At 66.1% G+C, this 25,542-nt stretch carries 29 protein-coding genes, 4 tRNA genes and 1 riboswitch; of the genes, 11 read left to right on the top strand and 22 right to left on the bottom strand.

What is annotated here, in order from left to right; translation table 11 throughout:
• Positions 1-328: 328 nt before the first annotated feature.
• Positions 329-1,450 carry an inorganic phosphate transporter gene (locus ACSYHF_RS07455; protein WP_005416018.1) on the bottom strand — a complete coding sequence of 374 codons (1,122 nt, stop codon included), beginning with the start codon at positions 1,448-1,450 and terminating at the stop codon, positions 329-331.
• A 13-nt stretch (positions 1,451-1,463) separates the two neighbouring features.
• Entirely contained in the window at positions 1,464-2,090 is a 627-nt protein-coding gene (locus tag ACSYHF_RS07450) for a DUF47 domain-containing protein (RefSeq protein WP_004152833.1), read from the bottom strand.
• A gap of 292 nt (positions 2,091-2,382) precedes the next feature.
• On the opposite strand from ACSYHF_RS07450, the gene ACSYHF_RS07445 reads away from it, so the two are divergent.
• Both ACSYHF_RS07445 and ACSYHF_RS07440 read left to right on the top strand, forming a co-directional pair.
• Positions 2,383-3,687 (top strand): hemolysin family protein, encoded by a 1,305-nt coding sequence (locus tag ACSYHF_RS07445; protein ID WP_005416017.1) that lies wholly within the window; start codon positions 2,383-2,385, stop codon positions 3,685-3,687.
• Positions 3,671-4,330 (top strand): exopolysaccharide biosynthesis protein, encoded by a 660-nt coding sequence (locus ACSYHF_RS07440; RefSeq protein WP_053501113.1) that lies wholly within the window; start codon positions 3,671-3,673, stop codon positions 4,328-4,330. Before ACSYHF_RS07445 ends, ACSYHF_RS07440 begins: the two co-directional genes overlap by 17 nt.
• A gap of 112 nt (positions 4,331-4,442) precedes the next feature.
• Here ACSYHF_RS07440 and ACSYHF_RS07435 read toward each other — a convergent pair whose 3' ends face one another.
• The 4 genes from ACSYHF_RS07435 to ACSYHF_RS07420 form a co-directional block, all read right to left on the bottom strand.
• Positions 4,443-4,940 carry a pyridoxamine 5'-phosphate oxidase family protein gene (locus ACSYHF_RS07435; RefSeq protein ID WP_005416015.1) on the bottom strand — a complete coding sequence of 166 codons (498 nt, stop codon included), beginning with the start codon at positions 4,938-4,940 and terminating at the stop codon, positions 4,443-4,445.
• A gap of 70 nt (positions 4,941-5,010) precedes the next feature.
• Entirely contained in the window at positions 5,011-6,006 is a 996-nt protein-coding gene (locus ACSYHF_RS07430) for an LLM class flavin-dependent oxidoreductase (protein ID WP_111127140.1), read from the bottom strand.
• A 191-nt stretch (positions 6,007-6,197) separates the two neighbouring features.
• On the bottom strand, positions 6,198-6,965 hold the full coding sequence (locus ACSYHF_RS07425) for a sulfurtransferase (RefSeq protein WP_134955817.1): 768 nt from the start codon (positions 6,963-6,965) through the stop codon (positions 6,198-6,200).
• Between the two features lie 436 nt (positions 6,966-7,401).
• The gene (locus tag ACSYHF_RS07420; RefSeq protein WP_053500359.1) at positions 7,402-7,767 is read right to left on the bottom strand and encodes a DUF6164 family protein; all 366 of its coding nucleotides are present in this window, start codon (positions 7,765-7,767) and stop codon (positions 7,402-7,404) included.
• A gap of 70 nt (positions 7,768-7,837) precedes the next feature.
• On the opposite strand from ACSYHF_RS07420, the gene ACSYHF_RS07415 reads away from it, so the two are divergent.
• Both ACSYHF_RS07415 and ACSYHF_RS07410 read left to right on the top strand, forming a co-directional pair.
• Positions 7,838-8,272: an FKBP-type peptidyl-prolyl cis-trans isomerase gene (locus ACSYHF_RS07415; protein ID WP_065179310.1), complete on the top strand. Its 435-nt coding sequence runs from the start codon at positions 7,838-7,840 to the stop codon at positions 8,270-8,272.
• The gene (locus ACSYHF_RS07410) at positions 8,259-9,506 is read left to right on the top strand and encodes a TIGR03862 family flavoprotein (RefSeq protein WP_095377479.1); all 1,248 of its coding nucleotides are present in this window, start codon (positions 8,259-8,261) and stop codon (positions 9,504-9,506) included. The genes ACSYHF_RS07415 and ACSYHF_RS07410 overlap by 14 nt, the downstream gene beginning before the upstream one ends.
• A 39-nt stretch (positions 9,507-9,545) precedes the next feature.
• Here ACSYHF_RS07410 and ACSYHF_RS07405 read toward each other — a convergent pair whose 3' ends face one another.
• The 4 genes from ACSYHF_RS07405 to ACSYHF_RS07390 all read right to left on the bottom strand — a co-directional run bounded on the left by ACSYHF_RS07405 (position 9,546) and on the right by ACSYHF_RS07390 (position 13,687).
• Positions 9,546-10,007 carry a GNAT family N-acetyltransferase gene (locus ACSYHF_RS07405; RefSeq protein WP_053500365.1) on the bottom strand — a complete coding sequence of 154 codons (462 nt, stop codon included), beginning with the start codon at positions 10,005-10,007 and terminating at the stop codon, positions 9,546-9,548.
• A 137-nt stretch (positions 10,008-10,144) separates the two neighbouring features.
• Positions 10,145-11,767 carry an FMN-binding glutamate synthase family protein gene (locus tag ACSYHF_RS07400; protein ID WP_095377480.1) on the bottom strand — a complete coding sequence of 541 codons (1,623 nt, stop codon included), beginning with the start codon at positions 11,765-11,767 and terminating at the stop codon, positions 10,145-10,147.
• Positions 11,768-11,822: 55 nt separating this feature from the next.
• A complete protein-coding gene (locus tag ACSYHF_RS07395) occupies positions 11,823-13,109 on the bottom strand; it encodes a nucleotide sugar dehydrogenase (protein ID WP_095377481.1) in 1,287 nt (428 codons plus the stop codon).
• 143 nt (positions 13,110-13,252) lie between these two features.
• Entirely contained in the window at positions 13,253-13,687 is a 435-nt protein-coding gene (locus ACSYHF_RS07390) for a BLUF domain-containing protein (protein ID WP_005416006.1), read from the bottom strand.
• 131 nt (positions 13,688-13,818) lie between these two features.
• Here ACSYHF_RS07390 and ACSYHF_RS07385 point away from each other — a divergent pair.
• Positions 13,819-13,905: transfer RNA gene (locus ACSYHF_RS07385), tRNA-Leu, on the top strand.
• A 21-nt stretch (positions 13,906-13,926) separates the two neighbouring features.
• Here ACSYHF_RS07385 and hemN read toward each other — a convergent pair.
• Together hemN and ACSYHF_RS07375 are read right to left on the bottom strand one after the other, a co-directional pair.
• Complete coding sequence (hemN, locus tag ACSYHF_RS07380; protein ID WP_032954102.1) at positions 13,927-15,336, bottom strand: oxygen-independent coproporphyrinogen III oxidase; 1,410 nt, start codon at positions 15,334-15,336, stop codon at positions 13,927-13,929.
• A gap of 44 nt (positions 15,337-15,380) precedes the next feature.
• Entirely contained in the window at positions 15,381-15,821 is a 441-nt protein-coding gene (locus ACSYHF_RS07375; protein ID WP_032954077.1) for a group III truncated hemoglobin, read from the bottom strand.
• 179 nt (positions 15,822-16,000) lie between these two features.
• Between ACSYHF_RS07375 and ACSYHF_RS07370 the strand changes: the two genes are divergently transcribed.
• Both ACSYHF_RS07370 and ACSYHF_RS07365 read left to right on the top strand, forming a co-directional pair.
• Positions 16,001-16,288, top strand: a complete 288-nt coding sequence (locus ACSYHF_RS07370) for a hypothetical protein (RefSeq protein WP_014036651.1) — start codon at positions 16,001-16,003, stop codon at positions 16,286-16,288.
• A complete protein-coding gene (locus tag ACSYHF_RS07365) occupies positions 16,285-17,334 on the top strand; it encodes a 4Fe-4S dicluster domain-containing protein (RefSeq protein ID WP_262221454.1) in 1,050 nt (349 codons plus the stop codon). The genes ACSYHF_RS07370 and ACSYHF_RS07365 overlap by 4 nt, the downstream gene beginning before the upstream one ends.
• Positions 17,335-17,343: 9 nt before the next feature.
• On the opposite strand, the gene ACSYHF_RS07360 is transcribed toward ACSYHF_RS07365, so the two are convergent.
• On the bottom strand, positions 17,344-17,580 hold the full coding sequence (locus ACSYHF_RS07360; RefSeq protein WP_005416001.1) for a hypothetical protein: 237 nt from the start codon (positions 17,578-17,580) through the stop codon (positions 17,344-17,346).
• A 359-nt stretch (positions 17,581-17,939) separates the two neighbouring features.
• The gene (locus ACSYHF_RS07355; protein WP_005416000.1) at positions 17,940-18,143 is read right to left on the bottom strand and encodes a hypothetical protein; all 204 of its coding nucleotides are present in this window, start codon (positions 18,141-18,143) and stop codon (positions 17,940-17,942) included.
• 111 nt (positions 18,144-18,254) lie between these two features.
• On the opposite strand from ACSYHF_RS07355, the gene ACSYHF_RS07350 reads away from it, so the two are divergent.
• The gene (locus ACSYHF_RS07350; protein ID WP_061478466.1) at positions 18,255-18,656 is read left to right on the top strand and encodes a helix-turn-helix domain-containing protein; all 402 of its coding nucleotides are present in this window, start codon (positions 18,255-18,257) and stop codon (positions 18,654-18,656) included.
• A 22-nt stretch (positions 18,657-18,678) separates the two neighbouring features.
• Positions 18,679-18,742, top strand: a riboswitch (Fluoride riboswitch).
• A gap of 81 nt (positions 18,743-18,823) precedes the next feature.
• Positions 18,824-19,216, top strand: coding sequence for a fluoride efflux transporter CrcB (gene crcB, locus ACSYHF_RS07345; RefSeq protein WP_053500374.1), 393 nt, complete (start codon positions 18,824-18,826; stop codon positions 19,214-19,216).
• Positions 19,217-19,219: 3 nt separating this feature from the next.
• Here the strand turns inward: crcB and ACSYHF_RS07340 are convergent, their stop codons facing one another.
• Complete coding sequence (locus ACSYHF_RS07340; protein ID WP_095377482.1) at positions 19,220-20,053, bottom strand: AraC family transcriptional regulator; 834 nt, start codon at positions 20,051-20,053, stop codon at positions 19,220-19,222.
• A gap of 190 nt (positions 20,054-20,243) precedes the next feature.
• On the opposite strand from ACSYHF_RS07340, the gene ACSYHF_RS07335 reads away from it, so the two are divergent.
• Positions 20,244-21,320 (top strand): alpha/beta hydrolase family protein, encoded by a 1,077-nt coding sequence (locus ACSYHF_RS07335; protein WP_338167714.1) that lies wholly within the window; start codon positions 20,244-20,246, stop codon positions 21,318-21,320.
• 22 nt (positions 21,321-21,342) lie between these two features.
• On the opposite strand, the gene ACSYHF_RS07330 is transcribed toward ACSYHF_RS07335, so the two are convergent.
• From ACSYHF_RS07330 to ACSYHF_RS07310, 5 genes are all read right to left on the bottom strand, one after another.
• The gene (locus ACSYHF_RS07330; RefSeq protein ID WP_005415995.1) at positions 21,343-21,612 is read right to left on the bottom strand and encodes a hypothetical protein; all 270 of its coding nucleotides are present in this window, start codon (positions 21,610-21,612) and stop codon (positions 21,343-21,345) included.
• Between the two features lie 218 nt (positions 21,613-21,830).
• Positions 21,831-22,745 carry an ADP-ribosylglycohydrolase family protein gene (locus ACSYHF_RS07325; protein WP_338167715.1) on the bottom strand — a complete coding sequence of 305 codons (915 nt, stop codon included), beginning with the start codon at positions 22,743-22,745 and terminating at the stop codon, positions 21,831-21,833.
• Positions 22,746-22,865: 120 nt separating this feature from the next.
• Positions 22,866-22,939, bottom strand: a tRNA-Cys gene (locus ACSYHF_RS07320).
• Positions 22,940-23,005: 66 nt separating this feature from the next.
• Positions 23,006-23,081: transfer RNA gene (locus tag ACSYHF_RS07315), tRNA-Gly, on the bottom strand.
• Between the two features lie 142 nt (positions 23,082-23,223).
• Positions 23,224-23,299 (bottom strand) — tRNA-Gly (locus tag ACSYHF_RS07310).
• A gap of 133 nt (positions 23,300-23,432) precedes the next feature.
• Here ACSYHF_RS07310 and ACSYHF_RS07305 point away from each other — a divergent pair.
• Positions 23,433-23,882: a hypothetical protein gene (locus ACSYHF_RS07305; protein ID WP_065179822.1), complete on the top strand. Its 450-nt coding sequence runs from the start codon at positions 23,433-23,435 to the stop codon at positions 23,880-23,882.
• Between the two features lie 4 nt (positions 23,883-23,886).
• Here ACSYHF_RS07305 and ACSYHF_RS07300 read toward each other — a convergent pair whose 3' ends face one another.
• Complete coding sequence (locus ACSYHF_RS07300) at positions 23,887-24,807, bottom strand: HlyD family secretion protein (protein WP_447576212.1); 921 nt, start codon at positions 24,805-24,807, stop codon at positions 23,887-23,889.
• Positions 24,804-25,532, bottom strand: coding sequence for an ABC transporter ATP-binding protein (locus ACSYHF_RS07295; protein WP_069137933.1), 729 nt, complete (start codon positions 25,530-25,532; stop codon positions 24,804-24,806). Before ACSYHF_RS07295 ends, ACSYHF_RS07300 begins: the two co-directional genes overlap by 4 nt.
• Between the last annotated feature and the right edge of the window lie 10 nt (positions 25,533-25,542).

The raw sequence follows: 25,542 nt of genomic DNA, 5'->3' as shown, positions 1-25,542 counted from the left end.
AACGGCAAGGTCCACGGCAAGATCAACTGCAAAAGCGGGCTTCCTGAGGGCTGGCGAGGTGGGGTGGATATGCAGGACACGCCGTAAACCCGTCCATGGGGGCTCGATGGCGCCATCCATGGCGCCAACGGTCCTGCATATCCACCCCACCCCGCCGCTGACAGGTTCCTGCTGCTGTTGGTGGGTGCCGACCGTTGGTCGGCACGCTTGGATACAGAGGAATGATCTGCCATGAAAAAAGCCCGCCGGTATCCGGCGGGCTTTTTCGTTTACCGGGATCAGATCCTTTTCCCGCAGGGAAAGGGCTCTGATCCCAAGGCCGTTGGCATCAGGTCCAGCCGAACATCTCGAACAGCTTCAGGATCAGGTACGCACAGCCGCCGGCGGCCGGGATGGTCAGGATCCAGGCCCAGACAATGCGCTCGATCACGCCGAACTTCAGCGAACGCGGGTTCTTGGCGAAACCGACGCCCATGATCGCGGTGGAGATGCTGTGCGTGGTCGAGACCGGCATGCCGAAGTGGGCCGCCAGGGTCAGGATGGTGGCCGAGCTGGTCTCCGCGGCGAAGCCGTGGATCGGGTGCAGCTTGACCATCTTGTGGCCCAGGGTCTTGATGATCTTCCAGCCACCCGAGGCGGTACCGGCAGCCATCACCACTGCACAGGTCAGTACGATCCACATGGCGATGCCGTCACCGGCGTGCGCGTCCGGGTGCATGAAGGCCAGCCAGGACGGCAGATCGTTCAGTGCGCCGGTGGCTTCGGCACCAATCAGGGTCATCGCGATGATGCCCATGGTCTTCTGCGCGTCGTTGTGGCCGTGGGCGAAGCCCATGTAGGCCGCCGAGGCGATCTGCGCCTTGCCGAAGAAGGCATTGACGATGCGCGGACGGGCCAGGCGGCCGATGGCGCCACCGACCTTGGCCAGGCCGGCGATCAGCGCCCACAGCAGCACCATCACCACGATGCCGAGCAGGAAGCCGGCGATCGGCGAGGTGATCATCGGCACGAACACCTTCCACAGCAGGCCCTTGTTCTGCGCCCAGCTGCCCAGTCGCTCCGACCAGATCAGCGCGTCCCAGTTGTTGTGGGCCGCGGCCAGGCCGGCACCGCAGAGACCACCGATCAGGGCGTGCGAGGACGAGGACGGCAGGCCCTTCCACCAGGTGATCAGGTTCCAGATGATGCCGCCCAGCAGGGCGCACAGGATCACCTGCGGAGTAACCTCGACCACGTTGGTGTTGAGCAGGCCCGAGGCGATGGTCAGCGCCACCGCCGTACCGGTCAGCGCACCGATGAGGTTCATGAAGGCGGCCAGCATCACCGCCCAGCCGGGCGAGAGCACCTTGGTCGCCACTACGGTGGCAATGGAGTTGGCAGTGTCGTGGAAGCCGTTGATGAACTCGAAGACGAGCGCGGCCAGGATCACCACCAGGACAAGGGTCAACATGCGGCGGCGTCCGTCAGCTGTTCTTCAACACGATCTGGTACGCCACCACGCCGGCCTCGCGGCAACGGTCGATGGCCTTTTCCAGGATCTCGAAGAATTCCTTCAGCAGGAACATCTGCAGGTTGTCCAGGCGACCGGAGTAGATGTCGCGGTACAGCTCGAGCATCAGGCGGTCGGCCTCGTTCTCCAGCGAGCGCAGCTTCTCGTTCAGCGCGGTCATCCGGTCCAGGTTCATGTGGCGCAGGTCGGCCACCATCTCCACCACCACGCCGGCGGCCTGTTCCAGCATCGCCGCGCGCGGCGCGAAGTCGATGTGCTCCAGGTGGGTCGTGGCCAGCGAATAGCGATCGGCGAACTTCTCGATCTGCTTCGGAATCTTGTACAGGGCCGAACCCAGCGCTTCGATGTCTTCGCGCTCGATCGGGGTCATGAAGCTGTCGACCAGCGCCTGGCTGATCTTGTCCGAGGCCGCGCGTTCGCGCAGGCGGGCCAGCTTGAAGGCGTCCAGCGCGGGCTGGCGGTCGGCCTCGCGCAGCATGGAATGCAGCGCCTTGGCGGCATCGGAAGCCGCGACGGCAGCCTCATCGAGCAGGGTGTAGAACTGTTTGCCGGAACCGAAAATGGTCTGCAGAGAGAACATTGAGAAACCTGTCAGCCGTCGCGGGAAGGACGGCACCAGAGCGAATTATGACGGCTAGATGACCATCACGGGTATCCCCGCGCCCTTTCCTGGCTCTGGGACCCCCAACCTGAACAGGCGGTTGCCACCCTGCCACGCCCCTTTGCTAAGATGCCAGCGCGCCTTCGGGCGCACCTTATGGACGACGACCCTTATCCCCCTGCGCCGCGCCGGACCCTGTTCCTGAGCGCCAGCCGCCATCGCAAGCACCCGCCCTCCCTGCCACCAACCGGGGACGACGCCCGTGTTTGAAATGATCCTGATTGTCTTCGCGCTGGTTCTACTGAACGGCTTCTTCGCCATGTCCGAGATGTCGGTCATGACCTCGCGCAAGAGCCGCCTGAAGCAGATGGCCGCCACCTCCAAGCGCGCCGCCAAGGCGCTGGAGCTTTCGGAGAAGCCAGAGAGCTTCCTGTCCACGGTGCAGATCGGCATCACCGTGATCGGCGTACTGACCGGCTACCTCGGTGGTGATGCGATCGGCGACGCGATCGCCGGCTGGCTGCAGGGCCTGATGCCCGGCTTTGCGTACGCGCGCGAAGTAGGCACCGCCCTGGCGGTCTCGCTGATCACCTTCATCACGCTGATCTTCGGCGAACTGGTGCCCAAGCGTCTGGCCCTGACCCGCTCCGAGGCCATTGCCGGCCTGGTCGCGATGCCGATGAGCTGGCTGGCCAGGCTGGCCCTGCCCTTCGTTTGGCTCCTGTCCAAGACCACCCAGCTGGTACTGAAGGTGCTGGGCCTGGGCAAGGACGAGGCCGCGCAGGTGACTGAAGAAGAGATCCGGATGCTGGTGGCCGAGAGCCACGAAGCTGGCGTGATCGACGCCCACGAGCGCGACATGATGAACCGCGTCATGCGCCTGGGCGACCGCACCGCCGACAGCCTGATGACCCCGCGCAACCGCATTGCCTGGCTCGACACCCAGGCCGGGCTGGAGCGCAATCTGGACATCATGGCCGAGCACGAGTTCTCGCGGTACCCGGTGTACCGCGACAACGACATGGACGTGGTCGGCGTGCTGGAGCTGAAATCGCTGGCCACGCGCATGGCGCGCGGCGACAACGCGCTGTTCCAGACCCTGCGCGAACCGCTGTACGTCTCCGAATCGACCCACGCGATGAAGCTGCTGGAGATCTTCCGCGAGGAGCAGCAGTCGATGGCGCTGGTGGTGGACGAGTACGGCGAGATCCAGGGCCTGGTGACCATCAGCGACCTGATGGGCGCCGTGGTTGGCCGCCTGCAGGCGGTGGAGAATGCCGATGAAGACGCACTGGTGGTGACCCGCGAGGACGGCTCGCTGCTGGTCGACGGCTCGCTGCCGATCGAGGACCTGCGCGAGCTGATCGGAAGCAACGACCTGCCCGATGCCGAGGATGGCGACTACTACACGCTGGCCGGCATGTGCATCCATTACTTCGGCCGCATCCCGCACGCAGGCGAGTACTTCGACTGGGCCGGCTGGCGCTTCGAGGTGGTCGACCTGGACGGTGCGCGGGTGGACAAGCTGCTGCTGCGCACGTTATCCGACGAGCAGGCCGATGAGCTCACCGCCTGAGGCCGGCCAGGGCCAGGGCGCGCAGCGCCCGACCTACCGCAACGAGGGCATCCGCACCCTGCTGGAGATGTTCGCCTCCGGCGATCCTGCCGAGCACATGCCGCTTGGCCAGATCCTCAGCAACCTGCAGCAGAGCGCGTTCGGCGTGTTCCTGTTCGTGGCGATCCTGCCCTCGTTCATCCCGATCCCGGGCATGGGGGGGGCGGTCAGCGGCCCACTCGTGGTCCTGATCGGACTGCAGATGCTGTGTTGCCTGCGCCGGCCCTGGCTGCCCGGTTTCATTGCCCGACGCGGGCCGAAGCGCGGCACCATGCACCGCTTCCTGGACCGTATCGATCGCCCGTTGCGGCGACTGGACAGGATGCTGAAGCCTCGCCTGCCGCAGTTGCTGACACCGCTGCCCGCGCACGCCTTCAGCGGCCTGCTGCTGGTGTTGCTGGGCATCCTGCTGTCATTGCCGATTCCGTTCACCAACTTCCTGTTCGGTTTCCAGCTGCTGCTGTTCTCGCTGGCGCTGCTGGAGCGCGATGGTGCATTGATGCTGTTCAACTGGATCGCAGCGCTGGTGGCGATCGCGTTCTTCGGCTTCAGTTCCGGGCAGCTGGTGGGCTATACAGTGGAGCTGTTCCAGCGCTGGTTCTGAAGTGGCATCCGGTAGAGCCGGCCGCTGGCCGGCTGCCACGTTTCCAGGGTTGCCGGCCAGCGGCTGGCACTTCCCGCATCCGGTAGATCCACGCCACGCATGGATGCAGCAATCACCGAAGGTCGACGAATCCGTTGTCCGCCAGCGGTGCCGGATCGTCCTGCACCGCCGACAGCACGAAGCTCAACGCCTTGCCCAGCAAGGTGCCCGGGCCATCCCAGTATTCGGCGCTATCGGCGCGCACGTGGATCAGGCGAAGGTTGGGGTCTTCCTTGCCGGCGGGGAAGAACAGCTTCATCGCCGGCGACCACAGCTCTTCGATCTTCGCGCGATCATCGACAACCCGCGCCCGCCCCGCCACAGACACATAGGTGTTCTTCGATGGCGAGGCATAGGCCACATTGACGCGCGGGTCGAGCGCGATCTCGGCCACCTTCGGGCTGTCGGCGGTGATCACGAACCACAGGTCACCGTCGAAGGCGACCTGCTGGGTGGCCAACGGCCGGCTGTAGAGTCGCCCGTCGACGCCGGTGGTGGTGAACATCGCCACCTCCACGTCCTTGATCAGTTCAGCCAGCTGGGCAATGTGTTCGGCGCGGGTCTCGGCCATGGTGGGGATTCCAGAAGTGGGGAGCCCCCATCAGACGCGGATCGGCCGCAACGGGCCGTGACGCGGTTGTTCAGCCCGCGTGGCGGCCATGCCAGGCGTTCATCGCCAGCTCGAAGGAACGCAGGCGCGCACGATGGTCATACAGGTTGGCAGTAAGCATCAGCTCGTCAGGCTTGTGCCGCTCAACGAAAGCGGCGATACCCTCGGCCACCTGCTGCGGATCGCCCAGCACGGTGCAGGCCAGGGCCCGTTCCACGCCCAGCTTTTCGTGCGGCTCCCAGAAGGCTTCAATGTCGTCGATCGGCGGCGGGATCTTGCCCGGCCGGCCGCGGCGCAGGTTGACGAAACTCTGCTGCTGGCTGGTGAACAGGCGACGCGACTCGGCCTCGCTGTCGCTGGCAACAACGTTCAGGGCCAGCATCGCGTGCGGCTGCTTCAACGTGGCCGAGGGGCGGAATTCGCGGCGGTACACCGCCAGCGCTTCGTCCATCACGTCCGGCGCGAAATGCGAGGCGAATGCATACGGCAGGCCCATCGAGGCGGCCATGCGTGCGCCAAACAGGCTTGAACCGAGGATCCAGGTCGGCACCCGCAGGCCACCACCCGGAACGGCCTGCACTGCCTGTCCAGGCTGGACCGGCTCGAAGTAGTGCAGCAGCTCGCGCACGTCCTGCGGGAACTGGTCGGCGCTGTCGAAATAGCGGCGCAGTGCACGTGCGGTCGGCTGATCGGTGCCCGGCGCACGGCCCAGGCCAAGGTCGATGCGGTCCGGATACAGCGAGGCCAGCGTTCCGAACTGCTCGGCCACCTGCAGCGGGGCATGATTGGGCAGCATGATGCCGCCCGCGCCGACCCGGATGCGCCGGGTGCCACCGGCAACATGGCCGATCAGCACGGCGGTGGCGGCACTGGCGATGCCGGGCATGTTGTGGTGTTCGGCCAGCCAGTAGCGGCGGTAGCCCAGCGCATCGGCGTGCTGCGCCAGTTCCAGCATGTTGGCGAAGGCGGCGGTGGTGTCACTGCCCTCGCAGACCGGGGCCAGGTCAAGGATCGACAACGGGATCATCAGGCGGTTTTCCGTCACAGGATCACCCTTGCATGGGGGCGGCCGGGCGCAGCGGCCAGTGACGGTGGCGGGATGCTGATTCCCGCAGGGCAGGTTCAGCGCCCACCGCGCTTGGTCCGGTAGAGCCGGCCGCTGGCCGGCGGGCAACGTGCCCTGGCAGCCGGCCAGCGGCCGGCTCTACCGGGCAAGCGTCAGAACGCGCTGGGGCGCGGCTCGGGCAGCGGCTGGTCGACCATCGGCTTCAGCTCGGCATCCAGCGCCACGCGCTCATCGAACACGAAGCAGCGGCCTTCGTAGCCTTCGCCGCCCACCTCCTCGAAGTAGCCGAGGATGCCGCCATCGAGCTGCAGCACATTCTCCATGCCGTCATTGACCATCCACAGCGCGGCCTTCTCGCAGCGGATGCCGCCGGTGCAGAAACTGACCACGGTGCTGTCCCGCAGCGCATCGCGATGCGGCGCCAGCGCCTCGGGCAGGTCGGTGAACTTGCGGATGGGCAACACCAGCGCATCCTTGAAGGTGCCGTACTCCACTTCCTGCAGATTTCGCGTATCGAGCATCACCACCGGCTTGCCGGCATCGTCATGGCCCTGCCGCAGCCAGCGCTGCACGGTGGCAGGATCGACCGACGGTGCGCGCGGATAGTCCAGCGGCTGGCCGTCATCGCGGCGGAAGCTGATGATCTCGTCCTTCACCTTGGCCTTCAGCCGCGCGAACGGCTGATGCTTGCTCAGGCTGGTCTTGACCCGCATGCCGGCGAAACGCGCATCGGCATGCAGCGCTGCATAGAAGCCCTCAACCGCCTCCGGCGCCCCCGCCAGGAATAGGTTCAGTCCCTCGCCCGCCACCAGGATCGTGCCGCGCAGCTCCGCCGTCTCGGCACGGGCCAGCAGCTGGTCGCACAGGGCCCGGGGGGCGTCGATGACGGCGAAATGATAGGCAGCGGTATTGGCGATCATCCCGCCATTTTAGCGCCTCCCGCCCGCACAGACAGATTCAGGGGTCAGGGCCCTCTGCGCGGCAGAGGGATCCGACCCCGGCAGGTACCCAGAACTTGTCAGAGGCGGGGAGGTGTGGGCAGGCGGGACCGTTGGCGCCATGGGCCCGAGGCATGCCTCGGGCGGGTTGGGCAGGACGCCCAACCCCGGTCTTGCCGTGTGCGCAGGACAGCGCACACGAGCAAGGCGCCATCGAGCCCCCAGGGGTGAGGCGCTTTGCTTGCGAAGCACTGCTTCGCAGGCGCCCGAACGCACAGCCGCCAGCGGCTGGGCCGGACCGCGAAGCGGGGTCTACGGCGTGTCCCGCCTGCCCACACCGCCGCGCCATCCCACGGAAACCAGCTTTTGACGTTGCCGTTGCCTCTGCGGGTGCCGGGTGTAACCCGGCCGCGCCCCCTTACCCCCGCAACAGCACGAACGGCAGCAACACCAGTGCCGCCGCACCGGCCATCGCCAGCAGCACCAGCACCACATAGGCCGGCCGGCGCCGGAACAGGCTGCCGAATGTCTCCGCCGTCCCCTCGCGCAATGCCTGCTCGCGTTCAGCCCGCACGCGCACGCCGCGCGCCGCCTGGTACTCCGCCATCAACACCTTCGCACGCGGATGATCATCGTCGTCGCGCAGCCACAGGCCACCATTGGAAATGCCCCACGGACTGGGTTCAGTGCGATACCAGGCGATGCCGTGCTGGTCGAGCAGCGTGCAGACATCGGCATATTCGTCGTCACCGACATTGCGCAGATTGAGCAGGAGTTTTGCCATGGCCCCATGATACCCGGCGCCGATGCGCTACCCTTGCCGCCCTCGCCCCGCGCCCTTCTGGAGACGCCCGATGCGCCGCCTGCTGCTTCCCCTGCTGTTGTCCCTCGCCGCCGCTGGCTGCTCGACCGAACCATCCGGCCCGCCGCCCGGCGGCACGCTGACCACCTTCGAGCGGATCGATACCGTGCCCGGCACCGGCGCCGAAGCCATCGCCGGCAACAAGGTCACGGTGCACTACACCGGCTGGATCTACGACAACCGTACCGAAACCAAGCACGGCAAGACCTTTGACAGCTCCTTCAAGCACGGCGAGCCGTTCACCTTCGCGCTCGGCGCCGGCCAGGTCATCCGCGGCTGGGATGAGGGCGTGGCCGGCATGAAGGTCGGTGGCAAGCGTACGCTGATGATTCCGCCGGACTACGGTTACGGGGACCGCAAGGTCGGCCCGATTCCGGCGGGCTCGTCGCTGGTGTTCGACGTCGAGCTGCTCGATGTCAAACCGTAATGCCGCCATGCCCCATCGGGTCGTCGTCATTGGCGGCGGCCCGGCCGGCCTGTTCGCCGCCGAACACCTGCGTGCCGCTGGGCTGGAGGTCGACCTGTACGAGGCCAAGGGGTCGCCTGGCCGCAAGTTCCTGATCGCCGGCAAGGGCGGCCTCAACCTCACCCATTCCGATCCGCGGCCGTTGTTCGACAGCCGCTACCGCGAGCAGGCCGCTGTGGTCGGCAGCTGGCTGGACGGCTTCGACGCACAGGCACTGCGTGACTGGGCCAACGGCCTGGGCGTGGAAACCTATGTGGGCAGCTCCGGCCGCGTGTTCCCGGTCGACCGCAAGGCGGCGCCGCTGCTGCGCGGCTGGGTGCGCCGGTTGAAGGAACAGGGCGTGCGCCTGCACGCCAACCACCGTTGGATCGGCTGGAGCGACGACGGCGCCCTGCGCTTTGCCACCGATGCGGGCGAAGTCGATGTCCGCGCCAATGCCACCGTGCTGGCGATGGGCGGGGGCAGCTGGCCGCAGCTGGGCAGTGATGGCGCCTGGGTCGTGCCACTGCAGGCGGGTGGCGTGGACATCGCGCCGCTGCAGTCAGCCAATTGTGGCTTCGACGTGGACTGGACGCCGTTCTTTGCCCAGCGCAATGCCGGCGCACCATTGAAGCCGGTGGTCGCGCACTGGATCGACCTGGCTGGACAACCGCGGTCGCTGCAGGGCGAGTGCGTGGCCAGCGAATATGGCATTGAAGGCAGCCTGGTCTACGCGTTGGCCGCCGACCTGCGCGAGACCATCAACCGCGATGGCCACGCAATGCTGTGGCTGGACCTGGTGCCGGGTCGCGACGAGGCGCGCCTGCTGGCCGACCTGTCACGTCCGCGCAAGGGCCGAAGCTTCGGCGAGCACCTGCGCCGCCAGGCGGGTCTGGATGCGGTGAAGGCCGCACTCGTGTTCGAGATTCTTGGCAGGGAGGCCGGCAACGACCTGCCGGCTGTGGCTGCCACGCTCAAGCGCCTGCCGCTGCGCCTGCTGCGCCCAAGGCCGATGGCCGAGGTGATCAGCACCGCCGGTGGCGTGCGCCTGGATGCGCTGGATGACGGCCTGATGCTGCGGGCCGTTCCCGGCGTGTTCTGCGCCGGTGAAATGCTGGACTGGGAAGCCCCCACCGGCGGCTACCTGCTGACCGCGTGCTACGCCAGTGGCCGGCGTGCCGCCGAGGGCGTGATCGGTTGGTTGGCGGAGCGGTGACGCCTGCGGGGTAGCGTCGAGCCCATGCTCGACGCCACATCACCACGGCCTGCGCATGCTCACCGAGGCCAACGCCACACCGCTGGGATGCGCATAGGCTTCCTCACGCACGCTGACAAAGCCCTGCCGTTGATAGAACGGCACGGCATTGAGCGACGCCGACAGCACCACCTCGCGCTCACGATCGGCCATTGCCAACAGGCGCTGCATCAGCGCCTGGCCGATCCCCTCGCCGCCACGATCGGGATTGACAAACAACGCGTCGACTTCATTGGCATCGACATCAAAGACGCCGAAGCCGAGCAGGCCACCCTGCCCGTCCTCGGCCACCACGCATCCGCCCTGCGACAACAGCCGCGCGTACTGCGACGGTGGCGGCGAGGCCGACCACGGTGCAATGACCTCGGGAGGGTAATGGCTGCTGCAGGTTTCGCGCACACAGCGCGTGCGCAGCGCCCACAGCGTGGCGACATCGTCGATGCTACCGGTCCTGAACTGCATGGCGCCTCCTTGTAGCGCCGAGCCCATGCTCGGCTGCCTTTCTGTAGAGTCAAGCCATGCTTGACTGCTTTTCAATCAGTCATCGCGAGGTCGGAACGAAGAACAGCCGAGCATGGGCTCGGCTCTACAACATCACGCTACCGCGACTTGCTGGCGCGCAGAGCCTGGATCTTCGGCGGCGGCTGGAATGAGTCGCTGCGCGCATCGGCCCAGAAGGCATGGAATACCGCATGGTCGGGCACCTTGTGCAGCAGCTCGCCCGGTTCCAGGTAGCGGTAAAGTGACGCCAGCGAACGGATTTCCACCGGCGACACGCGACGCAGGATGTGCTCCGGCCCCAGCTCGGCCGGATCGTTCAGGCCCGCCGCGCACAACAGTTCCTTCAAGGCATGCAGCGTGTGCTCGTGATAGCTGTACACACGGGTGGCCTTGTCCGGTCCATCCAGATGCTTCCAGCGCGCAGGGTCCTGGGTCGCGATGCCGGTCGGGCATTTGTCGGTGTGGCAGCTCAACGACTGGATGCAGCCCAGCGCGAACATGAAGCCTCGGCCGGCATTGCACCAGTCGGCACCCAGCGCAATGGTGCGCGCGATGTCGAACGCACTGGTGATCTTGCCAGCGGCGCCGATGCGGATGCGCTCGCGCAGGTCCAGGCCGACCAGGGTGTTGTGCACCAGCAGCAGTGCTTCATGCATCGGCACGCCGACATGATCGACGAATTCAGCCGGTGCCGCGCCGGTGCCTCCCTCGGCGCCATCGACCACGATGAAGTCCGGCAGCAGCCCGGTTTCCTGCATCGCCTTGGCGATGCCGAACCATTCCCAGGGGTGGCCGATGGCCAGCTTGAAACCGACCGGCTTGCCACCGGACAACTCGCGCAGCCGGGCCACGAACTGCAACAGTTCGACCGGCGTCGAGAATGCCGAGTGACGCGACGGCGATACGCAGTCCACCCCCATCGGAACACCACGGGTCACCGATATTTCGGCGGTCACCTTTGGTGCCGGCAGCACGCCGCCGTGGCCCGGCTTGGCACCCTGCGACAGCTTGATCTCGATCATCTTGACCTGGTCATCGGTAGCGTTGGCGACGAAGCGCTCTTCGCTGAAACCACCCTTCTCGTCACGGCAGCCGAAGTAGCCCGAGCCGATTTCCCAGACCAGATCGCCGCCCATCTCGCGGTGGTAGGGCGAAATCGAACCTTCGCCGGTGTCGTGGTAGAAGCCGCCGCGCCGCGCACCTTCGTTCAATGCGCGGATCGCGTTGGCCGAGAGCGAACCGAAGCTCATCGCCGAGATGTTGAACACGCTGGCCGAATAAGGCTTGGCGCAGTTCGGCCCAATCAGCACGCGGAAATCATGCTTGGCAATGGAGGTGGGAGCCAGCGAATGGTTGATCCACTCGTAATCCACCGCATAGGTACTGCGCAGGGTACCGAAGGGCACCGTGTCCATTTCGTTCTTTGCGCGCTGGTAGATCAGCGCACGCTGCTGGCGCGAGAACGGCACGTCCTCCAGGTCGCTCTGCACGAAGTACTGGCGGATTTCCGGGCCGATTGATTCCAGGCCATAGCGGAAATGCGCCATCACCGGATAGTTGCGGCGCAGCGTGCTGCGCTTCTGCAGCAGATCCCAGGTCCCCAGCGCCACCATCGCGGCAGTCAGGCCGACGCCCCAGTACCAGGCCGGCCAGATCGTGGCCAACCACAGGCAGATGGGAAACATCAGGATGGCGAGCAGGTAGACGATATACCGGTGCATGGCGTTCCTTGGTTGCAACTGCCTGCGAGTCTACCGCGCCGGCCGTCACCGGCGTTTACAGGCGACCGTCAACCACATTGCGCGGCCAGGCCGATTTCACGTCGTAGACGATGCCGCCGGGTGCCAGCAGCGCCTGGATTGCGGCGTCATCCATGGCTTTGAATAGGGCATGGGCCACTGCCAGGACTACGGCGTCGTAACTCCCCGCCACCGGCTCGGCCAGCCAGTGCACGCCCGCGTCGGCCAATGCCGCCGGGCCGACCCACGGATCGCTGACCTCCACCTGTGCGCCGGCATCACGCAGGCGCTGCGCCAGTTCCAGCGCGCGGCTGTTGCGCAGGTCCGGGCAATCCTCCTTGAAGGTCACGCCCAGCACCAGGATACGCGACTGCGCAGGTACGCGGCCACGTTCGGCCAGCATTGCCAGCACACGCGACGCCACATGCTCGCCGACGCGGTTGTTGACCTGCCGCGCGGTGTGGATCAGGTCCGGGTGGTAGCCCACGCTCTCGGACTTGTGCAGCAGGTAGTACGGGTCCACGCCGATGCAGTGGCCGCCGACCAGGCCCGGCCGGAATGGCAGGAAGTTCCACTTGCTGCCGGCGGCGTCGAGCACATCCTGGGTGTCGATGCCGAGCCGGTCGAAGATCAGCGCCAGCTCATTGACCAGCGCGATGTTGACGTCACGCTGGATGTTCTCCACCACCTTGGCCGCTTCGGCCACACGCATTGACGGCGCCGGGAAGGTGCCGGCGGCGATGATGCGCTGGTACAGGCCATCAATCACCGCAGCCACTTCCGGTGTCGACCCCGAGGTGATCTTGCGGATATCGGCCAGGCGCCGCTGGCGGTCGCCGGGGCTGACCCGCTCCGGGCTGTAACCACAGTAGAAGTCTTCGTTGAAGCGCAGCCCGGAAAGCTGCTCCAGCAACGGCACGCAGACCTCTTCGGTGGTGCCGGGGTACACCGTGGATTCGTAGATCACCAGGTCACCCGCACGCAGGTGGCTGGCGATCAGCCGCGTTGCCGAACGCAGCGGCTCCAGATCGGGCTGCTCGTAGGCGTCGATCGGGGTCGGCACGGTAACGATGTAGACATTGCAGGCATCGAGCAATGCCGGATCGCTGCCGTACTGCAACTGCTGTGCACTGGCCAGCTCATCGGCCTCCATTTCCAGCGTATGGTCCTGGCCGTCGCGGAGCTCGGCGATGCGATCAGCATCGATGTCGAAGCCCAGCGTGGGCCAGTGCCGGCCGAAGGCCACCGCCAGCGGCAGGCCCACGTAGCCCAGCCCGATCACCGCGAAGCGCGGCGCCGCTGCTGCCGCAAGCGGCGCGCTCAACGCCGCATCCCATGCAACGGCTGAAATCGCATGCGTACTGCCATGGGCATGGCCGACCTACTCATTCGCTTTGCCACTCCGGGAAGATCCATGCCAGAAAGGCTACAGCCTAACGGCCCGGGTGCCCGGCCGCCAAGGTGGGGTCAGGAGCCCAGTGCGACCGCGGCCGGCTCCAGTTCACCATCGGCGCCGGTCCAGGCCTGCAGCAGGCGCTCGAAGCCACCGCAGCCAAGCACGAAGCCCGGCCATGAGGCGTCGACGATCTGTACCAGGAGTTCTGCCTCAATGCGCCGGGTCCCCATCGACCAGCGCGGGAATGCCCGCTGCGCCACCGGCGCGCGGCACAGCACCTTCAGTTGTCCATGGCTACGCGCATTGGCGATGCGCTGGTACACCGAATCGATGCCATCCTCCGGGCCTTCCAGGTACTGCAGGAAACGGCTGCCATCGAACATCAGCACACCCGTGACACCGGCCACTCGGTTGAATGCGGTGGCATCGGCCAGCAGGCGGTCAAGATCGGTTGTCTGCAGGTCGGCGCGGGCCTCGCTGGCATAGGCAATCGCGTGCAGCGACATCGGGTGGCTCCCCCCCTGGGAACGATGCTTTGGACTATGACATGAATGGGAGCGACAGTTAAGCACACCGCCGCTCCACTGCAATCCAGTCGGGATTCCGCAGCTGGGCTACAATCGGCGCCGCGCTGCAGGCCCGGATGGCGAAACTGGTAGACGCATCGGACTTAAAATCCGCCGGGGGCAACCCCATGCCGGTTCGATTCCGGCTCCGGGCACCATCGCACTTTTCACGACGAACGTCAGATCGCACGCGAGTAGCGCGGCTGCTCGCAGGCCGCACGCAGGTACGGGTCGAAGCACATCGCCAGCAGCCGCAGCAACGGCCGTCCAGGCTCGCTGGCGCGCACTATACCGTCACGGTACTCGGCCAGACCGTCCTCCTGCAGCCGCTGCACCGAACGCAGGTCTTCGGCGAAGTACTGCTCGAAATCCACGCCATGGCGCTGGCCCAGCACCGCACCGTCCACTTCGCCCTGGCACATCAGCTGCTGGATCAGTTCTGCGCGCAGCTGGTCGTCGGCGCTGAGCGCCACGCCGCGCCACACCGGCAACTGCCCCTGGTCCACGGCATCCTCCCATGACGGCAGGTCGCGCGGATTCTGGCTGTAGGTGGCACCGATGTGGCTGATCGCACTCACGCCCAGGCCGAGCAGATCGGTATCGGCGTGGGTGGTATAGCCCATGAAATTGCGATGCAGCTGCCCGGCGCGCTGCGCGCGTGACAGATCTTCTTCCGGCAGTGCGAAGTGATCCATGCCGATGTACTGGTAGCCCGCAGTGGAGAGCCTCTCCACCGCCAGGCCCAGCAGCGCCAGCTTGTCTTCCGGCGAAGGCAAGCGGCGTTCGTCGATCTGCTTCTGTGCGCGGAACAGATGCGGCAGGTGTGCGTAGCCGTACACCGCCAGGCGATCCGGGCGCAATGCCAGCACCCGTTCCAGGGTGCGGCCAAACCCTTCCAGGCTCTGTCCCGGCAGCCCATAGATCAGGTCGACGTTGACTGAACGCATGCCGCTGTCGCGGCAGGCCTGCAGGATGTCCAGCGTCTGCTGCACGCCCTGCACGCGGTTGATCGCTTCCTGTACCTGTGGGTCGAAATCCTGCACGCCCAGGCTGGCGCGGTTGAAGCCCAGCCGCGCCAGCATGGCGACATCGCGGGTATCGATGAAGCGCGGATCGAGTTCGATCGAGAAATCGCGCTGCGGTGAATCACTGAAATCGAAGCGCCGGCGCAGCCCTTCCACCAGCGTGGTCATCGCCTCGGCCTCGAGGAAATTCGGCGTGCCACCGCCCAGGTGAAGCTGAATGACTTCACGGCCGTCCTCGAACTGCGGCGCCAGCAGGTCGGCCTCGGCCAGCACGCGCGCGACGTAGCTGTGGCCACGGCCGCGGTCGCGGGTGATCACCCGGTTGCAGCCGCAGTAGAAGCAGGGACTGGAGCAGAACGGTACATGCACGTACAGCGACAGCGCGCGGGCCAGCTGGTTGCTGTCGGCGATTGCCTGGCGCAGTGCCGGCGCATCGAAGCCATCGTGGAAGTGAGGCGCGGTCGGATACGAGGTGTAGCGCGGCCCCGGCCGGTCATGCCGGCGCAGCAGGTCGGGGTCGAAGGTCCAGGCAAGACCGCCGGCGGCGGGTGAGAACGTGTCCATGCCGCCAGCATCGCGCCGGGCGGACGCCACCGCCTTGACCCAGATCAATCGCGGGTGGGGATTTCCAGCACCGGCAGGCCGACCTGCGGCCAGCGCAGCATCTGGTAGCGCTTCCAGAAGGTGTCACCGATGCGCGCGGCCACGTCGTTGGCCAGCGCCTGCATGGGCGGGTTGCCGCACTCGGCGGTGGTGATCCGGAACAGCACCAGCCAGCGGTCGAACAGGTCCTTGTCCAGCTCGATGGCCATGTGCTTGGACATCGGCGAGCCCTTGAAGCGGCGCGTGCCGCGCAGCATTGCCGACCAGAAATCGACCAGCTGCGCCAGATGTTCCGGCCAGTCGTGGACGTGTGCCTCGAACACAGGCCCCAACCGCTCTTCCTCGCGCACGCGTGCATAGAAGTCGTGGACCAGGCGGGTCACTTCCTGCTCAGTGCACAGCCCGGGCGAGGCGACGGGCAGGACAGGCGGCGATATTGCGTTCATCGGGGTACCCAAAGCTTGCCGGCAGTGTGCCGTAGCTGGCCGGCACCGCCGTTGATCCAGATCAATGTCGGCGCAGTCCGCTGCACCTAGTCTGGCATTCCTGCAGGAAGCATGCCCTGCGGATGCTGCGCCAGCCTCGGCGGAGTATACGCGCCGCCCTCATTCCGACCCGGGACAGCATGAACAGACCCTCTCCCAGCCGCCGCCAGCAGCTGATCCAGCACTGGGGCGCCATCCTCTGGCCCAGCTTCATCGCTGCAGGCCTGGCCAGCGTGGTGTTCTTCGCCTTTGTCGACCCGCTGCGTCTGCAGGCGATCAGCTTTCCGGGTACGGCGATCAGCCGCGAACTGGGCTATACGGCAGGATTCTTCATGTTCTGGTCGGTGACCGCACTGTCCAGCGCGGTCACCTGGTACCTGCAGCGACCGATGCCAAGCGACGACGACGACGAGCTGCCGCTGGGATGAGTACGGCCTGCACCGGAATCCCACGCCGCTGGCATTGGCGCGCCGCGCTCAGCATGCTCTTGCTGGCCTTGTTCTATGCCCTGCCATGGCTGCGCTGGAATGGGCGGCAGGCCCTGCTGCTGGACATCAACGCACGGCGCTTTGACCTGTTTGGCTGGACATTGTGGCCCGGCGATGTTGGCGTGCTGATAGGGTTGCTGGCGGTGCTGGCGGTGGGCCTCGCGCTGCTCACCCACCTCGCCGGCCGCATCTGGTGCGGCCACGCCTGCCCACAGACGCTATGGCGCCGCGCCTTCGACTGGATTGCGCGCGCCATGGCCCGGGCCTTGCCAGCGCCCGCCGTGCGCCCTGCCACCCAGGTGGCATGGGGGCTGCTGTCGCTGTGGACCGGCGTCACGTTCGTCGGTCTGTTCAGCCCGATCGAAGAACTGGTGGCCGCCGCGCCGCATGCCGGCTGGAGCGGCTGGGAAACGTTCTGGGTGCTGTTCTATGCCGCCGCCACCTGGGGCAATGCCGGCTTCCTGCGCGAGCAGGTGTGCCGTTCGCTGTGCCCGTTCGCGCGCCTGCAGCCGCTGCTGACCGATCCGCATACACCCCGCATGTTGTACGACGCGCGCCGCGGCGAACCGCGCGGCATGCGTCCGTCGGGGCTGGGGGGCGTGCTCGGACGCGGCCGTGGCCTGCTCGACCCGACCACCGCACAGGACTACGTGTTCCGCGCTACACATCCGCTGCTGGCCGGACCGATGCCCACCTTCAGCGCCGACCGCCTGGGCGACTGCACCGATTGCGCTGCCTGTGTCAGCGCCTGCCCAATGCAACTGGATATCCGCCAGGGACCTCAGGCCGATTGCCTGGCCTGCGGCGCCTGCCTGGAGGCCTGCTCGCGGCAGCAGCACCAGGCCGGTTTCGGCCCGGGGCTGGTGCGCTACTGCAGTCCGCAGGCCATGGCCGGGCAACCGCGGCAATGGTGGCGACCGCGGACCCTGGCACTGCTGTCGATGCTGCTGACGCTGTTGGCCTGCGGCGCCTGGCGCCTGCTTTGAATCAACGGATCAACGCGGCCCGTTGGCGTGCGGCGGCACCAGCTGCGCACGTCGCACGATGCCCAGCTGCTCGATGATCAGCGCCATTTCATTGGTGACTTCGGTACGCTCGGTCCCCTGCGGGACCAGGCGGTCCAGCACCTGCTGGTAGGTATCCCAGAACGCCGGACCGCATCCGTGTTTGTGATAACTGGCTTCCAGTTCGCGGCGTACCCGTTCAGCCAAGCCATGCATGCCGTATTCCATACGACCTCCGTTGGACTTGTTCTGCATCGTTGACGGTCTACCGACTCACTTGCGAGCTACTGAAAGACTCCCGGGCTTCACGTCCGGTTGATCCCAATTAGTCATAGATTTCACGACAGGTCAATTACATACCGCGACTTTCGTGATCGAAATTATTAATCGTTCACGAAACCACATACGGGGAGACGGGGTGCCCGGATGGGTCGGACCCGACACACTGCCCCGATTTCCCCGGTCCCGCCCTGGTAGGCGCCATCGATGGGCCAGCCCCGTTTCATCGAAGTTTCCAATATTGCTAAGCATACTTAGCAAATGCCGCTTAGGGTGCTATATGCGACAAAAGGCGGCGCAGTTGAGGCTTACTCGCCCTGCGTATCCTCAGTCGCGGGGAACAGGTTGGGATAGCGCTGATGCAGGATGTATTGGCGTAGCGCAGGAATCGGGAAGTTCTTGGGCCATTGCGACACGGCAGATCGGCTTATGCCAAAAAAGCGCGCCAGTTCGGCATCGGTCCGGAAACCCAGCCGGGCGCGTACCTGCCCCTTGCTCCAGAATTCGGTCACGGTCGGTCCTTCTGTTAACCAGACTTATTCTTGGAACAAGGGAACTTTGCGATCCACGCGTTAAGCTGGCTTGCATAGATGAATACTCTCGGCCAACGACTCGCCATTGCCATGAAGAAAGCCGGGCACCCTCGCCCGGCCGATCTGGCCCGCGCCGCCGATTCGACGACGGCAACCATCAGCAACTGGCTCAACGACCATGTCAGCCCCGCCCATGTGAAGGCCGAACAGCTGTTCCGCATCGCCGATGCGGCCAAACTGGACGCGCGTGAACTGCTGTACGGCGTGAGCGGGCTTGGCGTCGGTGAGCGGGGCAATACCTATATCCCCAGCCAGGCCCACCTGGATGTCTGGCAGGACGCCTACGAACTGGTCAGCCATCTGGTGGAGGAGAAGGGATTGCAGATCGACCATCGCCGCCACGCGGCCCTGGACCTGCTGGCCTTCGAACTGCTGATGGACGGCTTCAGCCGCAGCAAGGTCATCCGGGTGCTGACGACCTCGATGACGTGAATGCACTACCACTGGTAGCATGGTCGCGGATGGGGATGGGGCTCCCCCGATAACCGCCCGAAAGGGCTGATGGCTCCTGCCAGGACGAACCGGTCTTCGTCGATGGCGGGCCGTGCCTGCCGTCGGCGTTCGCCATCAAATCAGCGAACCCGCAACCGAGGCATGTGATGCACGCATTGAACAATTATCTGCTGGTCTTCGTCGGCGGCGGGCTCGGCGCCTGCCTTCGCCATGCCTGCAACCTGATCGGTACGCGGGTAGCGGTCGGCAGCCCGTGGCCGTGGTCGACCTTCCTGATCAACATCAGCGGTGCACTGCTGATGGGCGCGCTGGTCGAAGCCTTCGCCCTGCGCAATGGCGCGTCGCCGCAGCTGCGCCTTCTGCTGGCCACCGGCGTCCTCGGCGGCTACACCACATTTTCTACCTACGCACTGGAAATCGGACTGCTGCTGCAGCGCGGCCAGCATGGCCTGGCAGCGTTGTACGCCGGCGGTTCGGTGGCACTGGGCCTGGTTGGCCTGTTCGGTGGCATGAAACTGGCCCGGCTGGTGCTGGGCTGAGGCTCAGCCCGCGCCGGCGCGGGCCTGTCCGCGCCACTCCCGCGGCGACTGTCCGGTATGTGCCTTGAATGCACGCGACAGTGCGGCTTCGCTGCCATAGCCGACGTCGTCAGCGATCCGCTTCAATGGGCGCCCCTGGCGCAGCGCCTGCTGTGCCAGGCCCACCCGCCAACCCTGCAGGTACTGGCCCGGGGTAGTGCCCATCGCCTCACGGAAACTGGCAGCAAAGACGCTGCGTGACATGCCGGCCACCTCGGCCAGGTCTTCCAAGGTCCAAGACTGTGCGGGCGCCTCATGCATCGCCACCAGCGCCAGCCGCAGCCGCGGATGCCCCAGCCCGGCAAACAGGCCACCACGCATCTCGCCCCCTTCCATCAGCTGCCGCAGCACCTGGATCATCACCACCTCGAACAGCCGGTTGACCATCGCCGCACGCCCGCAGCGCTGCTCGAAGGCTTCTTCGAACAGCAGCTCCAGCGCTGCGTTGCCGCCGTACAGATCGGCCAGCGGCAGGCAGATGAAATCGGGCAACGCCGCGCTGATCGGGTTGAGCCGCCCGCCCTCGAAATTCAGATTAGCGCAGGCCATGTCGGCGCCGTGCTGCGGATCGGTGCTGAACCGATGCGGCATCGGCCGTGGGTACAGCAGCAGGCTCGGCACCTCGACCTGGACGGTCTGCTGGCCATGGCTGACCTGCAACGGGCCACGTCGCACCAGATGCAGCTGCCCAGCGTCATCCTCGCCCGCCAGCGAGTTGATGCCGCACAGCGCGCCGGCATGGAACACCGAGGCGGTAACCGCAAAGCGTTCAAGCAGAATGGCGAGACGGTCGACCATGACGGGACCCTGGGTAAAGTAGAAAGAGATCAAGGCGACACATCGTATCGGAATCACCCCCGTAGCGGACGTGATCAACTCGGGGAGCGGGTGCCCCCCCCCCCCAGCCCGCCCTTCCTGCGGCAGTGCAGCGCGCGCAACATTTCGCTGGCATCTATGCTCGGGGTCATTCCCGCATGGAATGACCCCGATGCCCGCCCTGCTTCGATGCGCCCTCGCCCTCGGCCTGCTGCTGCCTTCGACGACCTTGCTGGCGTCAGCGCCAACGGCGGCACGCACGCTGAGCGGCGAGCTGCAGGGCGCGCCGTGGCGCCTGGACGTGCCGGCCGACTGGAACGGTGACCTGGTGATGCTGGCGCACGGCTACGAGCCGGTAGGCGTGCCACGTGCTACGCCGATGGCCGCCAATGACGGCACCGCGCCACTGCTGGCTGCAGGCTACGCCGTCGCGCAGAGCGCCTATGCCAGCCAGGGCTGGGCGGTGGCCGATGCGATCACCGACATGGAACGCCTGCGCCGGCATGCAGTGGCTGAACTCAAGCATGTGCGCCATGTCTGGATGCTGGGATTTTCGATGGGCGGCGCCGTGACCCTCGCCAGCCTCGAGCGGTTCCCGCAACACTACGCCGGTGGTGTGTCGCTATGCGGCGCCAATCTCAGTGGCGAACAGATCGCGAGTAATCTGCTGACCACGCTGGTCGCTTTCGATTACTTCTTTGCCAAGGCCGAAGGCCTGCCGGCTGCGGGACTGGTCTCACGCGAAGCGGCTGCGCTGCCACAGGGCGAACTGTACCAAGGCATCTCCAATGCGCTGCAACGCAGCCCCTCGCATGCCGCGTTGCTGGCACAGCGGCTGCAGGTGTCCGCTGATGCACTGGCCGGCACGATCAGCCTGCATTCACTGGTCCTGCACGAACTGGCCACGCGCAGTGGCGGCATGCCGGTGGGCAACAGAGGTGTGGCTTACAGCGGCTTCGGTGACGACATGGCGTTCAATGCCGGCGTGCAACGTGTCGACGCCGTGCCTGCCGCGCAGGCCGCTGTCCGCAGGGAGCTGGCATTGAGCGGTGCGTTGAGGCGACCGCTGGTGATCCAGTTCAACAACAACGACCCGACGATCGTGCCGCGCATGCAGACGGTGTATCCGCAGACGGCCGCACGGGCCGGCGCCCGTCCGCTGCCACAGGTGCTGCCGCCCGTTGGCGAAGGCCATTGTGGCTTCTCCGGCGCGCAGATCATCGAGGCGTTGAAGGCCGCGCAGCGTTGAGCAATCGCGGCCCGCGCGCAGCTCAGCCGCCCAGCGTGCCCATCGTGAAGGTATAGCCCGAGCTCATCAGGAATTCGCGCATGCGCATTTCCGCGCGCCGTGGTGAGGCCAGGTTGGCCGGCGCGTACAGGGCATACACCAGGCCCGACCCTTCGATATGCTCGCGGCGCACCCCGCAGCGGGCGGTTTCCGAGGCGATGACCCATCCGTCCTTCAGCCGATCAGGGCCAATGGATTGCCCGTTCTTCAAGCGGAAGGTCAACCAGCGCACATCTGCCGTGACTTTGCTCATTTCCGTTTCGCTCCGTGGCTGGAACGACGCGTGATGTCCTTGCTCGCCATTGCGGCTCCCTGAGACGTGGAACTCGACCATAGCGCCTTTCCATGTCGTGGCCGGCTGAGACTGGCGACCGGGGCGCGGCGAACGGCTGCAGGTGAAGCAGCGCGGCGTCGGAAATGGCGGCCGCAGGGAGCGCCCTGCCGGCGCAGTTCACAGGCAGGCAACCCGACTCACGCAGCGCAGTCGCTGCCCTGATTCAAGGCGTGCAGCGCATCGGCCAGCGCCTGGATTTCGGCACGCAGGGCCAGCCGCTGCAACCACCGCCCGGGGATTCCGCGCGCACCATGGAATGCGCCCGCCAGCTGCCCCGCAATGGCGGCCGTGGTGTCGGCGTCCTCGCCAAGATTGGCCGCCTCGAGTACGACGGCTTCAAAGGTGTCGTGGCGATCAAAGCACCAGAGTGCAGCTTCCAGACTGTCGACAACATAGCCATTGCCACGGATCTGCTCACGCGCGGCACCGCGGTAGCCGCCCGCCGCGATCTGCCGCAGCCGCGCGCTCTCGACAGGGACATTGCTGAGATCCAGCACCGCGTCACGGGTGCCACCTGCCAACGCCCGCTCCAGCGCGACCGCCAGCAAGCGGCACGCCTCCAGGCACTCCTGCGCAGCGTGCGTCGTTCGCGAACTCAGCTCGGCCATGGCCTGCAGGTCGGGAGTCCCGGCGTAGCGCAATGCCACCGGCGCCAAACGCATGATCGAGCCATTGCCAGCGCTGCGTGGGTCGTCACTACCCGCCAGCGGTTGGCCGTCCTGCAGGAACCGGTCGATGGCAGCCCGCGTTGCCATACCGATATCGAAGCACTCGCCGGTCGCACTCCAGTACCCATGCTGGTACCAGTTGGCGTAGCGGTTCATCTGATCGTGCACATCGAAGGTGTCACAACGCACCAGGCTCTCGGCCAGGCACATCGCCATGGAGGTATCGTCGGTCCATTGCCCCGGCTGCAGCTGGAACGGCCCACCACCCACCATGTCGGTGATCGGGATGAAGCTGCCACGAGGCTTGAACTCCAGCGTGGTACCGACGGCATCGCCGCACGCCAGGCCGAGCAAGGCGCCGCGGAAGTGATCAATCTGGTTCATCAGGCAAGTGTAGCGCCGCCGCCTCCGCCATGACTGACCGCCAGCCGCGCAACGATCGTGCGAGCGCAAAAGCGATCGCAGCCAACAAAAAAGCCCTGACCGGAGTCAGGGCTTTTCAATTGGAGGCCTCAAGCGGAATCGAACCGCTGTAAACGGATTTGCAATCCGGTGCATAGCCACTCTGCCATGAGGCCAACGTACTGCGCGCCAGGAACCTAGCCCTGACAAGACAAAACCCCAAGATGGGGCCTGTCGGAACATGGAGCGGGAAACGAGACTCGAACTCGCGACCTCAACCTTGGCAAGGTTGCGCTCTACCAACTGAGCTATTCCCGCGTAGGCCGACATGCTACCGGAAATCCGGAAAACACACCAGCGATTTCACTTTTCTGACTGCGCGTAAAGCCTTGTGGCCCAACGTGCCCCGCCTTGCCGGGGCGGGAGAAAAACAAGGCCCCTACCGGGGCCCTGTAGAATCTGGAGCGGGAAACGAGACTCGAACTCGCGACCTCAACCTTGGCAAGGTTGCGCTCTACCAACTGAGCTATTCCCGCAGATTCCATTCGACCTGCGTCGAAGGAGCGCTATTGTGTCCAAATTCCTTCACGCCGTCAACAGTCTTCACATCATGCGGTCACGGGCGTCCGCACTGGGTTACGCTGCCCCGCCCAAGCACGGACACCCCCGATGCCAAGACGCTACGTCCGCCTGTTCTGGTTGCTGGTCGCGCTGACCTGGTTGGCGCTGATCGCCGCACTTGTCAATGCTGGCTTCACTCCGGACTACTGGCTGCTGCATCGCCTGGAAGGCGCCCAGCTGCCCTATCCGACCAGCACCGTCATCGTGTTCGCGTTGCTGGGCACGGTTGAACTGGTGGTGGCGGCACTGATCGTACGCCCGTGGAAACTCAAACGCCTGTGGCTGCGCCTGCTTATCGCCTTCGCCCTGCTGCTGGTGTGGTCGATACCGTGGATGCTGTCGGCGATGCACCAGCCGCCGGTACAAGGCATGCACCTGCTGTGGTTGCTGCTGCTGGACGTGGGATTGCTGCTGGCGCTGTGCGTGGTGTCGGCGGTGAGCGCGTGGCGGGCGCTCTGGCGGCGCGGGTCACCACAGACTCCCCCGCCGCAGCGCTAGAGGCTTACTTCCGGAACTCCACCCGCACGTGCTGGCCGAAGCGCGCCTTGGCTTGCCCGTCGAACTCCAACACGCACTCCACCACCTTGGCCATGCCACGTCCTGCGTCTTCAGGCAGGCGTGCCTGCGCAAACACCGGACTGATGCGCACCACGCGTGCAGGCGGCAGCGTGCCCATGTTCTCCGCACCATCACTGTCCGGCACAACGGTAGCCTTCATGCCCACCTGCACGGCATCGGCGTAGGCGGCGCTCAGTTCGGCACGCACCTGCAGCGGGCGCGCCGGCAACAACGAGATCGCCGGCTTGCCCGCCTGCACGAAGGCACCGACGCCCGGCACCTGGCCGACCACGGTGCCGGCTTCCGGCGCGCTCAACGACATCTGCTGCAGTTTCAGCTTCGCGTGCTCCAGCTTGTGCTGCGCCATGTCGACCTGCGCACCGGCCACCTCGACATCGGCACGCACACCGGCCAGCTGCTGCTTGGCCGCATCGGCCTGCTGGTTCGAGGACACGCCTTCGCTGGCGCCCGTGGACAGACGGGTGGCGCTGCGCTCCAGTTCGCGCAGCTGCGCCTGGCTGCCCTTCAGGCGGTCATTGGCCAAGGCCAGATCGGCGGTGGCCATCGCCACCTCCTGCTGCAGCAGGGCACCATCCAGCGACAGCAGCAACTGCCCCTTCTTCACCGTGGCACCTTCCTTCACCGGCGCTGCAGTGATCGAGCCATCCACCGGCGGCGCCAGTGCGATCAGGCCACCTTCGACGTCAATGATGCCCCGCGCCACGGCGACCTTGCCGGCGGCGGCAGTACCCTCCTTGCCTGAGGGGGCCGATGCAGCGGTAGGCGCTTCCCTGGAACAGGCGCCGAGCAGCAGTGCCGCGGACAGGGCCAGGCTGAGGGGAAGCAGATGCGACGTCTTGGTCATGGGGCGGACTCTACGGTTTCGTTCTGGCGGCGGTCATCACGGACCATGCCGTCTTCCATGGCGATCACCCGATCGGCATGCCGGATCAGGCGCGGATCGTGGCTCACGCACAGCACGGTGGCGCCATGCGCACGTGCGTAGCGATGCAGGATGTCGATCACGCGCTGGCCGTTCTCGGCATCCAGCGCGCTGGTGGGTTCGTCTGCGAAGATCAGGGTCGGCGACTTGGCAAACGCGCGGGCAACCGCCACGCGCTGTTTCTCGCCACCGGACAGCTGCGCCGGGCGCATGTGGCTTCGATGGCCGAGGCCGACTTCTTCCAGCGCCTTGCGGGCCAGCGGCTCGCTTTCGCGATTGCGCATGCCGCGGTAGCCCAGTGGCAGCTGTACCTGCTCCAACGCAGTCAGTGCCGGGAACAGGTTGAAGCCCTGGAACACGAAGCCGACATGGTGCAGGCGGAAACGCTCCACTTCACTGCGGGTCATGTGGCCCACGTCCTGGCCCAGCGCGTGCACGCGACCGCCATCGGGCGCGGACAGGCCGGACAGCAGCGACAGCAGCGTGCTCTTGCCGCAGCCGGACGGGCCGGATACCAGGGTCAGCTCGCCGGGATAGATGTCCAGCGACAGGCCACGCAGCACCGGCACCTGCACATCACCGGACATGAAGCCTTTTTCCAATGCGTCGGCCTGCAGGGTCGGGGCGACGGTGCGTGCGGAAGTCATCGGCCGGTCC

Source organism: Stenotrophomonas maltophilia group sp. P373 (assembly GCF_053295075.1).
Note: the sequence above shows the minus strand (reverse complement) of the source record. Positions and strands in the feature narration are given on the sequence as shown.